The sequence below is a fragment of the Pseudomonas versuta genome (genome assembly GCF_001294575.1).
Taxonomy (GTDB): Bacteria; Pseudomonadota; Gammaproteobacteria; order Pseudomonadales; family Pseudomonadaceae; genus Aquipseudomonas; species Aquipseudomonas versuta.
In genome coordinates, this window is the sequence record NZ_CP012676.1 from 4,172,657 (window position 1) to 4,186,385 (window position 13,729).

The window sequence follows — 13,729 nt, forward strand, 5'->3', positions numbered from 1 at the left end:
TCTTATTAACCTTTAAGCTGAGCCAGTGCGCGGTAATCCGCACCCAGCGTGGCTTGTAGAACCTCTTGTGGATAATCGTCAGTCACTGTGGCTTCGCCCATGCGGCGCAGCAGCACCAGTCGCAAACGACCGTCGATCACTTTTTTATCAACTGCCATGTGTTGCATGAAGTCGGCTTCGCTCATGCCTGCAGGCGGCACAACCGGCAAACCGGCACGCTGGAACAAGCGGATACCGCGATCACGCTCGGCTTGACTGATCCAGCCCAGGCGGTAAGACATTTCCAGCGCCATCACCGTACCTGCCGCAACCGCCTCGCCATGTAGCCAGACGCCATAGCCCATATGGGTTTCGATGGCGTGGCCAAAGGTGTGACCAAGGTTGAGCGTGGCGCGTAGGCCCGACTCGCGCTCATCGGCGCCGACCACTTCGGCCTTGGCGGCGCACGAGCGCTGAATGGCGGCAGTCAGGGCGACCTGATCAAGGGCACGCAGTGCATCCATGTTGTCTTCAAGCCAGGTCAGGAAAGGCTCGTCGCATATCAGCCCGTACTTGATGACTTCCGCCAGCCCTGCGGACAATTCGCGGGCAGGAAGCGTATTGAGGGTCTGTGTGTCGATCAGCACCAGATTGGGCTGATAGAACGCACCGACCATGTTCTTGCCAAGCGGATGGTTGATCCCGGTTTTGCCGCCAACTGACGAATCAACCTGAGACAGCAAGGTGGTCGGCACCTGGATGAAATCGACACCGCGCTGATAACAGGCAGCTGCGAACCCCGCCATATCGCCAATCACACCGCCACCAAGAGCAATCACAGTGGTGCGACGGTCATGCCGGGCAGTGAGCAGGCCATCGAAAATCAGCTGCAGGGTTTCCCAGTTTTTGAATGATTCGCCATCAGGCAGAATGATCGGCAGTACGGAGTACCCCGCCAGGCTGCGGGTCAGGCGCTCAAGATAGAGGGGGGCAATGGTGGTGTTGGTCACAATCGCCACCTGGCGACCGGCGATGTGCGGAGCCAGCAGCAACGGCTGATCCAGCAAACCTTCGCCAATGTGAATCGGGTAGCTACGCTCGCCTAGATCAACCTTCAGTGTTTGCATGAATCCCCGCATTGAAAAAGGACAGCCTGCGTCCTGTCTCACAATTATCAAGTGTGGGTCGCGCCGGGAAGTGACACAACCCTCTAGCCTTTGACCATACCGCTGAAACAATACAAGACAAGCTCTGTGGGAACTGGCCTGCCGGCGGCTGCATAAACCGGGTCAAACTGTGAGACCGCGGCGCCTGCATCGCTGGCGAGCCAGCCCCACACTAAATTTGACTGCCTGGTCCATGACCGGCGCCGAGGATAGCGCATTTCGCAGCGCACTTTAATGGCCCGGCCATGGATACACCGTCAAGGGAACGGTGGTTTTTTGTAACCGCTGTCGAGGCAACCGCTACCGTGGAGCAAGCTGAGCCAGACGCTCAAGAATATTCAGCACCACCATTCGCGGCGGCCGCTCATCGGTTTCGATCACCAGATCGGCGATTTCCCGGTAGAGCGGGTCACGGATCGCCAGCAAGTCCCGCAGGATTTTCTCCGGGTTCGCATTACGCAGCAGAGGCCGATTGCGGTCACGCGCGGTGCGTGCAACCTGCTGTTCAATGGAGGCATGCAAGTACACCACCCGCCCGCCATTGCGCAGCGCAAGCCGGTTTTCCGGGCGCATGACCGCGCCACCACCGGTTGCCAATACCACGCCATCGGCCTCGCAAAGTTCGGCAATCATTGCCGTTTCACGATCCCGGAAGCCCGGTTCGCCTTCTTTATCGAAGATCCACGGGATATTGGCACCGGTGCGCAATTCAATTTCCTTGTCGGAATCTTTGAAAGGCAGGTGCAGCTCTTTGGCCAGCAAACGTCCGATGGTGCTTTTTCCAGCCCCCATTGGCCCAACAAGAATCAAATTTCGCACAGAATCAATGACTCACAGCAATCGCCTGGTTGTTCATGATACGCGGAGTCAGGAACACCAGCAGTTCGGATTTTTTTTCCTGGACAACGTCTCTACGGAAAAGTCGGCCAACATACGGCAGATCGCCAAAAAATGGCACTTTATCTATTACATTGCTTTGAGTATTTGAGAACACCCCCCCAATCACAATGGTTTCACCATCTTTAACCAGCACTTTGGCCTTGACCTCATTCTTTTTGATCGGCGGCACATCGTTGACCATATTGATGTAATCAGGCTCGTCCTTGGTCACAACGACTTCCATGATGACGCTGTTGTCCGGAGTGATTTGCGGAGTCACTTGAAGCGACAGCGACGCTTCCTTGAACGACACCGAGGTTGCCCCGCTGCCACTGGTTTCCTGATAGGGGATTTCGGTGCCTTTAAGGATTTTGGCGGTTTCCTTGTCCGCGGTAACGACCTTGGGTTGAGAGATGATTTCGCCATTCCCGGTTTTTTCCATGGCGCTGAGCTCCAGGTCAAGCAACACATTGTTGCTGATGAAGGCGATGCCCAACCCCGAGGAATTACTCCTGATACCCAGATCGACGAAGCTCGTATCGCCGCTACCACCTGCCGGTTCAAGACCGCCAGCGCTCCACTTACCACCCTGGTTGATCGCACCGCCCCAGCGCACCCCCAGGTTCCTTTCAAAGTCCACCCCGGCCTCAACAATACGGGCCTCGATCATTACCTGACGCACCGGCACATCCAGCTGAGCCACGATGCGGCGCAACTCTTCAAGCTGCTCGGGGGACTGCAGCGCAATGATGTGATTGGTACGCTCATCGACCATCAGCGAGCCCCGCCCTTCTGCGCCAGGCTGGCTAGCGGCCCCTGACTCGAACAGCCGTGCAATGTCTGCTGCCCGGGCATGACTGACCTGCACCAGCTCTCGACGCAAAGGCACAGCTTCGGCCAGTTTATTTCGCACTTCTTGTTCATGCTGTTCACGGGCGTCTATTTCGTCAGCCGGTGCAACCAACAGCACATTGCCTTCAAGGCGCTTGTCGAGGTCTTTACTTTTGAGCACCAGCTCCAGTGCCTGATCCCAGGGAACATCCTGCAGGGTGAGCGTCACACTGCCCTCTACGGCGTCACTGACCACCAGATTGAATCGGGTGAAATCCGCCAGCAACTGAAGCACCGTACGCACTTCGATGTCCTGAAAGTTAAGCGATATTTTTTCGCCCGCATACACCGTACCGCTCGCTTCGGGCCCTGGTGCCACAAGGGCACCGGCCTGTGCGAGCGCCAGTATTGGCGGCGAATTCAGCGCACTCCATAGCGCCAGCCCAAACACCGGGAAAATCCTTTTCATGGCGTAGTTCCGTCAAGACTGCTGTTTTAATGGGATCGTCAGGGATCGCTCCAGCCAACCGCCCCGACCATCAGAAATCACTTCAAACACTTCAACCTGCGCAGCATCGATCGAGACAACCTGACCGTTATTGCGCCCCAGGTAATCACCTGTTTTCAAGCGATGGACACCCTCGCCAGCCCGCAACAAGGCGCTGGTTTGCTGGGCACCGGTGAGCGTGCCGACCATTTCGAATTGCTCAAGATCAAAACTCTCCAGAAATTGCCGCGGCCGGTTCTCGTCAAGCCCGTCACCCGCAAGACTTGCCTGCCAGCTCCCGGAAGCACCTTCTCCTGCGGCCATAAAAGGGTTGCGAAGAGTCTGCGCCTGGTAGACAAAAAGCGGCCGGAGCGCAATTTTCGGGACAGGCGCAATGGCATCTCCCGGGAGAGACCGGACTGTCTGAAACCAGGCTTGCAACTCCAGGGTGCCTTGCGTGTTGTCGCACCCCGCCAGAGCCACCATGCACCCCAGAACGCATAACCGGGTACGAGCGCTCATGGGACCAATCCTTGATCGTGGGTGCGGTAAGTAGTGGCCAGCAAGGTCATGCGCAATTGTTCGCTACCCGAACCACCAAGAGCCGCAAGGGTAAAGTCCTGCACTGTCACAACCCGGGGCAAGCTCGCAAGACCGCTGACGAAAAGGCCAAAGTCGTGATACCCGCCGACCAGCGACATCTGCAGTGGCAGCTCGGTATAAAAAGACTGAAGAACTTCAGGCAACCAGTGAATGTGTTCGATCCGCAGACCGCTGGTCAGGCCTATGCGCGCAATCTCATCCAGCAGCCCGGGCACTTCTGCCTTGCGGGGCAATTGCACCACCAGGTTTCTGAATGAGTTTTCGAGCTCCTGCATTTGCAGCAGGTGGGCATCAAGACCCGCAACATGCGACGCCCTGGCCTCAAATCCGGCCTTGAGCACCACCTCCGTCGCACGCTCCTCCTGGAGCCTGATTAACGGAGACTGAATCTGCAGCAGATACCCCGCCAGCGACACAAAGCCCGTTAACGCGAGCACCACCACTGACTTGCGCCTTACCGACCAATCCCCCGGATGCCCAGCTTCCAACTCGCGCAAATCAAGGCTGCGCAGGCTCTCCAGCCACTGCGCAACCATTAGAACGTACCTCCGGCCGGGGCATGCCGGCTGCGTACGGTCATCTGAAACAACCGCTCGTCGCCACCGGCCTGAACCGGACCGGCTTTCACATCGATGAGCACCGGCGTTTCCAGCCAATGCGAAGCATCCAGATTTCGCATCAACTCGGCGACGAGTGTGTTGGACAGGGCAACCCCCGTGATGACGATGGTGCGCTCAGTCATTTTGACGTCGGTGAAATACACGCCCACCGGCAGGCTGCGCGCCAATTGCTCCAGGATGATCCCGCTGTCCGACCGGTTTGCCTGGAGCGTCTCGATGGTTTGCATGCGCTCAAGCAATTGCTCGCGCCGCACCTTCAACTGATCGATTTGCCGGGCTCGCCCATCCAGTTGCACCGTGGCACTCCTGATCAGGTCATTGCGTGCCAGCTGGCGCTCAACCGCACGGTCAATAAAGCGCTCAATCACCAACAAACCACCTGCCGCCACCAGCGCCAGGGCTAACAGAACGATCAAAAAACGCCTGCGACGCTTTTCACGCGCCAATGCGCGCCAAGGCAGCAAGTTGATTCTCGCCATTAATCAAACCCCCTCAAGGCCAGACCGAAGGCAGTCAACAGCATCGGAGCATCGCAGAACAAGGCTTCAGGCGCGAGCGCAGGATCAAGGGCCATGAATGCAAACGGGTTGGCCACGCATGCCGGCAGGCCCAACTGCGCTTCAATCCACCGATCCAGCCCCGGACGGGACGCCCCTGTGCCCGCCAACATGATTGAAGCGACCGGCCTGTCATTCCCGTACCCGGCAATCTGCTCAAGCCCGTCACTCAGGTGCTGAACAGCCAGCGCTCTAAAGATTTCATCGCAAGGTTCGCCTGCCCCAAACAGCAATTGCCGGGAATGGGTTACACGGCCTTGCTGCACGATGCTTAACAGGGTCGTCTCTGTAGCGAACTCAACCACTGCCACTGCGCCTGAGGCTTGCAGAGCCGGACTCGGCATCCACAACACCGCACGGGCCAAAGCATGGGGCCGAACATCGATCACCCGTGCCTGCAATCCGGCACAGCTCAATAGCGCCTGATACCACGCCAGGGTCTCTTGCCGACACGCCACCAGCAAAACGCTGACTTGCCCCGGATTGATCGACAGCTCCTCTTGAACTTCGAAGTCCAGCGCAGCATCTTCAAGCGCATAGGGCAGGTATTGCTCGGCTTCCAGCCAGACGTGAAGCTCGAGTTCTTCCTGACTCAAGCCCGCTTGCACCTCAAAGGTTTTACCAATGACCTGCGTGTCAGACACAGCGACAACAGCCTCACGAGCCACCACTCCCGCCCTCTCCAATGCCATCGTCAGCGCCTGCGCGACACTTTTCGGATCAGCGCCGGTCTGATCCTCCGTACACAGGGGAGCCAGCGCTTCAATGGCATAGGCATGCAGCCTGAACGCACCGTGCGCACGGCTCAGTTCGACGACTTTAATCGCGTGCGAACCGATATCGATCCCCACGTATCGCTGGCCGGACTTGCTAAATAATCCGCTCACTGATGTTTTCCCTAATGCAATCCGTGACTTACGGAGGGGTAAAAAATGAGATCCGTTCAAAACCCGTTCTGACATGCGGTCCATGACGTCCATGAGCGAAAAATGCTTATAATGCCGGGCGTTTTTTTCCGTATCGTCGACCCGTCGCACTTGCGCACTACCCTGACGTGCAAACCCATTTCTTAATCTGGAAATCCAAAAGCCTTGATTCGTCTGCTGAAGTTTTTCGGGTGGTCTTTCGTTGCTGTGTTCTGCGGGCTCCTGCTCGTACTGAGCGGCGCGTTTCTCTATCTTAGCCCTGGCTTGCCGTCCGTAGAGTCGTTGAGAAGTATCCAGTTGCAGATTCCTTTGCGGGTCTTCACCAGCGACGGGAAATTAATCGCAGAGTTTGGCGAAATGCGCCGCTCCCCGATCAAGTTCGCCGACATTCCGCCCAATTTCATCAATGCGTTGCTGTCGGCAGAAGATGACAACTTCGCCAATCATTACGGCGTCGACCCCAGCAGCCTGATGCGCGCCGCAACCCAGCTGGTAAAAAGCGGACACATACAATCGGGTGGCAGCACCATCACGATGCAGGTTGCGAAGAACTATTTCCTCTCCAGCGAGCGCAGCTTTTCCCGCAAAACCAATGAAATCCTGCTGGCCCTGGAGATCGAACGCGAACTGACCAAGGACGAAATCCTTGAGCTGTACGTGAACAAGATTTACCTGGGCAATCGCGCTTACGGCATCGAGTCCGCAGCGCAGGTTTATTACGGCAAGTCGATCCGCGACCTGAGCCTGGCGCAGATGGCCATGATTGCCGGCCTGCCCAAAGCCCCTTCGCGCTTTAACCCGCTGGCCAACCCGGTGCGCAGCAAAGAACGGCGCGACTGGATTCTGGGTCGTATGTACAAGCTGGGGAAAATTGACAAGGCCAGCTACGAAACCGCGATCGCAGAGCCGGTCAACGCCAGCTATCACGTGCCAACCCCGGAAGTCAGCGCACCCTACATCGCCGAAATGGCCCGCGCCGAAATGGTTGGTCGCTACGGCAGCGAGGCCTACACCGAAGGCTATCGTGTTACCACCACCGTACCGAGCAACCTTCAGGAACTGGCCAATACCGCGGTTCACGAAGGCCTGATTGCCTACGACCAGCGCCACGGCTACCGCGGCCCGGAATCACACCTGCCGGGCAAGACTCCGGCCGCCTGGGCTCAAGAACTCACCAAGCAACGCCCGCTTAGCGGTCTGGAGCCAGCCATCGTGACCCAGGTCGACAAAAACGGCCTGCAAGTGCTGACCCGTACCGGCGAAGGCCACGTGCCGTGGGACAGCATGAAATGGGCGCGCAAGTTCCTCAATACCAACAGCATGGGCCCAATGCCCAAGCAGCCTTCAGATGTCGTGCAAGTCGGCGACCTGATTCGCGTACAGCCCCAGGCCAGTGGCAGCCTGAAATTCAGCCAGGTGCCAAACGTTCAGGGAGCCCTGGTTTCCCTTGACCCGGACAACGGCGCCATTCGCGCCCTGGTCGGCGGTTTCGCGTTCGAGCAAAGCAACTACAACCGCGCAATGCAGGCCAAGCGCCAGCCGGGCTCCAGCTTCAAACCCTTCATCTACAGCGCAGCGCTGGATAACGGCTACACCGCCGCCACCCTGGTCAACGACGCACCTATCGTGTTTGTCGACGAGTACCTGGACAAGGTCTGGCGCCCGAAGAACGACACCAATACGTTCCTCGGCCCGATCCGGGTACGCGAGGCGCTGTACAAGTCGCGCAACCTGGTCTCGATCCGCTTGCTGCAAAGCCTGGGCGTCGACCACACCATCGACTACATCAGCAAGTTCGGCTTCAACAAACAGGACCTGCCGCGCAATCTGTCGCTGGCCCTGGGTACGGCTACCCTGACCCCGATGGAAATTGCCACCGGCTGGAGCACGTTTGCCAACGGCGGTTACAAGATCACGCCGTACCTGATCGACAAGATCGAAAGCCGCAACGGCGATACCCTCTTCGTCGCCAACCCGCCAAGCGTGCCTAAAAACGCCAGCAAAGACGTACCGGCAGAAGCCGCAGCGCTGACCATCGACACCATCAATGCAGCCCCGGGCTTGCCGACTACAGAAACCCAGGCAGTCGCCGAGCGCATCGTTGACGGACGCACCACCTACATCCTGACCAGCATGCTGCAGGACGTGATCAAGCTCGGCACCGGGCGCCGCGCCCTGGCATTGGGCCGTACCGATCTGTCGGGCAAAACCGGTACTACCAACGAGTCCAAGGACGCATGGTTCTCCGGGTACAACGCCGATTACGTGACTACGGTCTGGACCGGCTTCGACCAACCCGAAAGCCTCGGGCGTCGCGAGTACGGTGGCACCGTAGCCCTGCCGATCTGGATGACCTACATGGGCGGCGCACTCAAGGGCAAGCCTGCTCACACCCAGCCCGAACCCGAAGGCATCCTCAGCCTGCGCATAGACCCGGTGAGCGGCCGCATCGCCTCACCCGGCACACCTGGCGCCTATTTCGAGCTGTTCAAGAGCGAAGACACGCCCCCCACCAACAGTGAGCTGGGCAATGGCGTAGCGCCAGGCAGCCCGCTGCCGGCAGATGATGGCGCGCCGATAGATCTCTTCTGACGCCGAGCTACCGAGCGCAGCACCCCGTCAAAGGCGCTGCGCTCGGTACCATCACCGCCAGCGCCGTTCAGGCCTGTATTCGTCCCGTCTGGAAAATCCGCAGATTCATTCCGTCGAGCGACTCTTCTACAGGCGCCATGGCCAACTGATCGGCACGCCGGCTTTCACTGTGCGCCAACCAGCGTGCCAACCCCTCGGCCAGCGCCTCGGGGTGTAGCGCAAACTGGCCATACACACTCGCCGGGCCGGGTACCTTGAACCTCAGACAGTACAAACGCTCGCGGGTCATGTGGACCTTGCTGATCTCGCGCATCAACAAATTTACCGTCCGAACCTGCCCGTGAGCCTTGCTCCCCGGGCGAGTCATCTGTTGCTGGTATTTGCCCCGCAGTTGTTGAGCGATGCTCTCGAACGCCCGGTCAATGAACATGACCTCACGCTCTGTCACCAGTGAGCGCTTCCCCTCCAGAGCTTGCTGATAACGACGCAGAGCGGCCCAACAACTCGGAATGTAGCTGTCGAGCATGAATTGCTGGCCCACGCTAACAAGCTCCTTGAGCGGCCCGTCACGCCCGGGTAATGCGCATTTGTGCTCAAGCACTGCGACGTTCACTGCGTGCTGGGTAACGGTATCGCTCACAGGCCCCCACATCACATGCGAGACCTGGCCCTGTCCAAACTCCACCGGCATAAAGTGCTGCAAGTTTCCGTGATGCTGATAAAGCTCCCCGGTCAGATGGTTAAGCCCCACCACAAACGCCCCGAACCCCGCAGGCACACGCTCAAACGTGAACACGTCTTCTGCGCCATACGCCGACAGCCTGGTGTTCATCCAGCCCCCCGGGGTACAGGGCACCGGGTCATCATGGTTGACCATACGATGATGCACCAGGGACCCGGCATCTTTGACGAAGGTCGCATCTGCCGCGCGCGGGGCGCCGTATGTGTAGAGCTGTACATCGCAAGCTGCAGAACGCTTGCGTAGCATCTGCGCCAGAATCAACCCGATGGCGCCGCCCGTGCTGTGACCACAAACCAGTATTTTTTGCCCCGCGTAGAATTTACCCAGGTAAGTGCTCACAAGCTCGTAAGCCTGCCTGGCGGCCTGATAAAACCCGCCATGCACCTTGCCTTCACCCTCCTCAAATTGCACTTGAAGTACATCTGCATCACACGAGATATCGGACCACGAACGGGTGCTCCGAACGGCAATCAGGATGATTTCGTCGTGATGGGTCACAAAGGTCTGTGCATCGCAGCCTTGTACTCCAAACCGGATATCGCCCAGAAAGTGAATATTGGCCGGGGTTTGCTGAGCGGCTTCTAATAGCGGGTCATTGAGCGGATATAAAACAGGATCGAAGGGCACGATCTCGAAACGCCTGGAGTACGGCACATCCTCATAGAGCGGGTAATAGCGCTTGGCTTGCTCCGGGTTGACCTGCCAGTCCCCCATACTCAGTTGCGCATACGCAGACTGTTCACTCCGAGTGCCTGATGCCTGACCAAACGGGCAATGACCCAACGTCGACATCAATGCCAACTGGTACAGGTTAAGCGCACAAAACTGCGGGCTCGTTGACAGCATCGGACGCAACGCCCGCAAGGGACGAATCTGCAGCACCGAGTGATGATTGCCAGCCAAAAGCAGCCCGGGCCGAGAGCGTCCGCAGGCTCTCGGCCGAGCTACATCATCGGCCGGAAAATGGCACTCAAGCTCTGGCGGCAAATGCGTAACGTGCTCGACCAGATGCCTTACTTCAACCTGGTAATAGTCATATCCGGCGCTCAGGTGCGCCGGTTTATTCGGTGCACGGCCAGCGTCACGGTCAAGGTGTCGGGTTCGCTCGGCCCTGACCTGAAGCTCGGTGATTTTAAGGGGGTAATGCGCCCGGTCCATTAATTGCGAGTAGAGCGGATCGCTACGGTCATGGGGCTGTGTAAACAGCAAGCGGACCGGACTGCTAACAAGATTGATCAGTCTGGCGCTACCTGTCTGATCCAGATAACCACTGTGCTTGCCGCCCTCCCTGTCGACGACATCAAAAGCTAATCCCGCATAGGGCTCTCCCGCACCGTGCGCATCGATTAATTGGAAAGTGGTGCAACTATTACTGTGCTCGCAGGCAAGAGTGGACATCCGTGATTCCTCTTTGGCGCAGAGGGCACGCTTCGAAACAAAGTAGCCCCCAATAAAGGGGGGCGAAGCTAACGAATAGGCTCAAGAAAATATGTAGGATAATTCTCAAAAGTAAGCAAAAACCGCCTAAACGATTACAAGTTATCTCCTACCACCCTTGAGGGTCTGGCTTTTGCTAGTTCAACAAAAAACCTGGCACCGCCAAAAAGCAAAAAGCCCCGATGCTTCGCAGCATCGGGGCTTCAGGTTTGACGCTAAACGGAATTAGCCGTTAAACACGTCATCCACGCTTTTGAGCGGGTAGTTTTTCGGGTATGGCAGGGTAGCAACGCCGGTCTCGATGGCGGCTTTAGCCACGGCATCGGAGATCAGGGTGATAAGGCGGGCGTCCATTGGTTTCGGAATGATGTACTCACGACCGAATTCCAGCTTGATGCCGCCGTAGGCGTCACACACTTCTTGTGGCACCGGCAGTTTGGCCAGTTCACGCAGTGCGTTGGCCGCTGCGATTTTCATTTCTTCGTTGATGCGCTTGGCGCGAACGTCCAGAGCACCACGGAAGATGAAAGGGAAGCCCAGAACGTTGTTGACCTGATTCGGGTAGTCCGAACGGCCAGTGGCCATGATCACGTCGTTACGCGTGGCGTGAGCCAGTTCCGGAGAGATTTCCGGATCCGGGTTGGAGCACGCGAACACGATCGGGTTAGGCGCCATGCGCAGCAGGTTCTCAGCGCTCAGCAGGTTTGGACCCGACAGGCCAACGAACACGTCTGCGCCTTCCATGGCATCAGCCAGGGTGCGTTTTTCGGTTGCGTGGGCAAATACCGCTTTGTACTGGTTCAGGTCGTCACGACCGGAGTGGATCACCCCGGTACGGTCGATCATGTAGATGTTCTCAATGGCTGCGCCCATGCTCACCAGCAATTTCATGCAGGAGATGGCAGCAGCACCGGCGCCCAGGCAGACGATTTTGGCGTCAGCCAGGGTTTTACCGGCGATTTCCAGGGCGTTGATCATGCCGGCCGCAGTCACAATGGCGGTGCCGTGCTGGTCATCGTGGAATACCGGAATATCGCACTGCTCGATCAGGGCACGCTCAATCTCAAAGCACTCAGGTGCCTTGATGTCTTCGAGGTTGATGCCGCCGAAGGTGATGGAGATGCGTTTTACAGTGTCGATGAAGGCTTGCGGGCTTTCGGAGTCAACTTCGATGTCAAAAACATCGATACCGGCAAAGCGCTTGAACAGTACGCCTTTGCCTTCCATAACAGGTTTGGAGGCCAATGGGCCGAGGTTACCCAAGCCCAGAATCGCGGTACCGTCAGAAATTACGGCTACCAGGTTGCCCTTGCCGGTGTACTTGTAGGCAAGTTCAGGGTCGCGGGCGATTTCGCGCACTGGTTCGGCTACACCCGGGCTGTAAGCTAGCGCTAGATCGCGGGCAGTCGCAGTAGGCTTGGTGAGCTCGACACTCAGTTTCCCTGGACGGGGCTGGGCATGATATTCGAGAGCGGCGGTTTTCAAATCAGACATATGGGCAATCCGCTTTTATGCTGTTGGACAGACGGACCGCCGAGCATACGCGTGTCGTAAAGTCCCGACAAGACTGACCAGTCAGCAGTGTCAAGGGCTTTACCTTACGACTTTGGGCCAAGAGCCGCGCCCTGCAAGGGCTAGAGTGTTCACAATCAGCATTAAAAATTGTCTACAACTTTTAATGCGCAGTGACTTGAAGCATCCCCGAATGGGTCAATGGCAACATCCAGCGCCCCTGCCCGTCCTTCAGGCCACCCCGGCGCTGGCGATCCAGCACCCAGCCACGGGCTTCAACCTGCGCACCTTGCAGCTTGAGCAAGGATTGTTGATCAAAGTTGGCAAGCTGATTGGGTGCAATGTGCAATACCAGACCGCCCTGCAGATCGATCCAAAGACCGCCACGATTGCGCTGCACCTTGCTGACCTTGCCGCCCACCAATGCAAAACCAGAATGGGTAATTTGCTGCGGCGCCAGCACCGGCGACTGGCGCCATAACCCCAAACCGGAGGCCCGGGCGCTGCGCTCCGCAGCCTGCTGGCACTCGAGCAGCTCGACGTTCGGGGCTATCGCGACCTGATACGCCAGTCCATCGGCCAGCAACCGGGCCTCGAGATTACTGCCATCGGCGCCAAACACATGGGCCAGAGTGCGACCGTAACGGTCCTGAGCCTGCCTGCCGGCGAGCAATCCGACCCGCCCGTCGCTCTGAGCCACCAGGTCTTGCAGACGCTTGCGCGCAGCCTCGGCAAAAGGCTCGGCGGACTGGCCTTTCTTCCCCGTCTCAGGGGCATTGAGACCGATCATGCGCACACTGCGGCCATCCGTGAGGCGCAACGTGTCGCCATCGACCACCCGCTGCACCTGTGCGTAAGACAGCGCTCCCGACGCGGCGCACAGCGGCGCAGCAGATACGCCAGCCAGCCAAATCGCAGGCACAAAAAAGGCGCCCACAAGGGACGCCTTTTTCAATAACCCGGCCAGACCAGAAAGCCTGACCAGAGTCATCAGCCTTACTCGGCTGCTTTGTCTGCTTCTGCTGCTGGAGCTGCTTTAGCGCCGAAAGCACCAAAACGAGTCTTGAAGCGATCAACACGACCGCCAATGTCCAGAGTTTTCTGCTTACCGGTGTAGAACGGGTGGCACTCGTTGCATACGTCAGTGCCCAGTGGCTTGCACAGGTTCGAACGGGTTTCGAACTTGTTGCCGCAGCTGCAAGTTACCAGGATTGTTTCGTACGCTGGATGGATATCGGCTTTCATGGGGTATTCCTCAGGCTAGCGTGCCGCCACTCAACACCATTGTTGAATACCGCACGTAAATTTAGGGCGCCGATAATACCAGACCTTTGCATTGACGCAAGTGACCAATCATGCTCCCCCCAAATTCTTTCACCATTCATTGACCTGCCTTTT

Annotated in this window: 12 protein-coding genes; 1 reads left to right on the plus strand and 11 read right to left on the minus strand. The window is 57.9% G+C overall.

Going from position 1 to position 13,729, the window contains the following annotated elements:
* Positions 1-5: 5 nt before the first annotated feature.
* The 7 genes from aroB to pilM form a co-directional block, all read right to left on the minus strand.
* On the minus strand, positions 6-1,106 hold the full coding sequence (aroB, locus tag AOC04_RS18650) for a 3-dehydroquinate synthase (RefSeq protein WP_060695973.1): 1,101 nt from the start codon (positions 1,104-1,106) through the stop codon (positions 6-8).
* 339 nt (positions 1,107-1,445) lie between these two features.
* Positions 1,446-1,964: a shikimate kinase AroK gene (gene aroK, locus AOC04_RS18655; protein ID WP_060695977.1), complete on the minus strand. Its 519-nt coding sequence runs from the start codon at positions 1,962-1,964 to the stop codon at positions 1,446-1,448.
* A 4-nt stretch (positions 1,965-1,968) separates the two neighbouring features.
* Positions 1,969-3,324, minus strand: coding sequence for a type IV pilus secretin PilQ (locus AOC04_RS18660; RefSeq protein ID WP_060695980.1), 1,356 nt, complete (start codon positions 3,322-3,324; stop codon positions 1,969-1,971).
* 12 nt (positions 3,325-3,336) lie between these two features.
* Positions 3,337-3,864 (minus strand): pilus assembly protein PilP, encoded by a 528-nt coding sequence (locus AOC04_RS18665; RefSeq protein ID WP_060695982.1) that lies wholly within the window; start codon positions 3,862-3,864, stop codon positions 3,337-3,339.
* Positions 3,861-4,481: a type IV pilus inner membrane component PilO gene (locus AOC04_RS18670; RefSeq protein ID WP_060695985.1), complete on the minus strand. Its 621-nt coding sequence runs from the start codon at positions 4,479-4,481 to the stop codon at positions 3,861-3,863. The genes AOC04_RS18665 and AOC04_RS18670 overlap by 4 nt, the downstream gene beginning before the upstream one ends.
* Positions 4,481-5,044: a PilN domain-containing protein gene (locus AOC04_RS18675; protein WP_060695987.1), complete on the minus strand. Its 564-nt coding sequence runs from the start codon at positions 5,042-5,044 to the stop codon at positions 4,481-4,483. The genes AOC04_RS18670 and AOC04_RS18675 overlap by 1 nt, the downstream gene beginning before the upstream one ends.
* Positions 5,044-6,009: a type IV pilus biogenesis protein PilM gene (pilM, locus tag AOC04_RS18680; protein WP_060695989.1), complete on the minus strand. Its 966-nt coding sequence runs from the start codon at positions 6,007-6,009 to the stop codon at positions 5,044-5,046. Before pilM ends, AOC04_RS18675 begins: the two co-directional genes overlap by 1 nt.
* Positions 6,010-6,216: 207 nt before the next feature.
* Between pilM and AOC04_RS18685 the strand changes: the two genes are divergently transcribed.
* A complete protein-coding gene (locus tag AOC04_RS18685; protein WP_418054953.1) occupies positions 6,217-8,640 on the plus strand; it encodes a penicillin-binding protein 1A in 2,424 nt (807 codons plus the stop codon).
* A 67-nt stretch (positions 8,641-8,707) separates the two neighbouring features.
* Here AOC04_RS18685 and AOC04_RS18690 read toward each other — a convergent pair whose 3' ends face one another.
* The 4 genes from AOC04_RS18690 to rpmE all read right to left on the minus strand — a co-directional run bounded on the left by AOC04_RS18690 (position 8,708) and on the right by rpmE (position 13,576).
* Positions 8,708-10,780, minus strand: coding sequence for a lipase family protein (locus AOC04_RS18690; protein WP_237178882.1), 2,073 nt, complete (start codon positions 10,778-10,780; stop codon positions 8,708-8,710).
* Positions 10,781-11,044: 264 nt separating this feature from the next.
* Complete coding sequence (locus AOC04_RS18695) at positions 11,045-12,313, minus strand: malic enzyme-like NAD(P)-binding protein (protein WP_003438767.1); 1,269 nt, start codon at positions 12,311-12,313, stop codon at positions 11,045-11,047.
* 181 nt (positions 12,314-12,494) lie between these two features.
* A complete protein-coding gene (locus tag AOC04_RS18700; RefSeq protein ID WP_060695993.1) occupies positions 12,495-13,322 on the minus strand; it encodes a thermonuclease family protein in 828 nt (275 codons plus the stop codon).
* A 5-nt stretch (positions 13,323-13,327) separates the two neighbouring features.
* Positions 13,328-13,576, minus strand: coding sequence for a 50S ribosomal protein L31 (rpmE, locus tag AOC04_RS18705; protein ID WP_003438761.1), 249 nt, complete (start codon positions 13,574-13,576; stop codon positions 13,328-13,330).
* Positions 13,577-13,729: the final 153 nt, after the last annotated feature.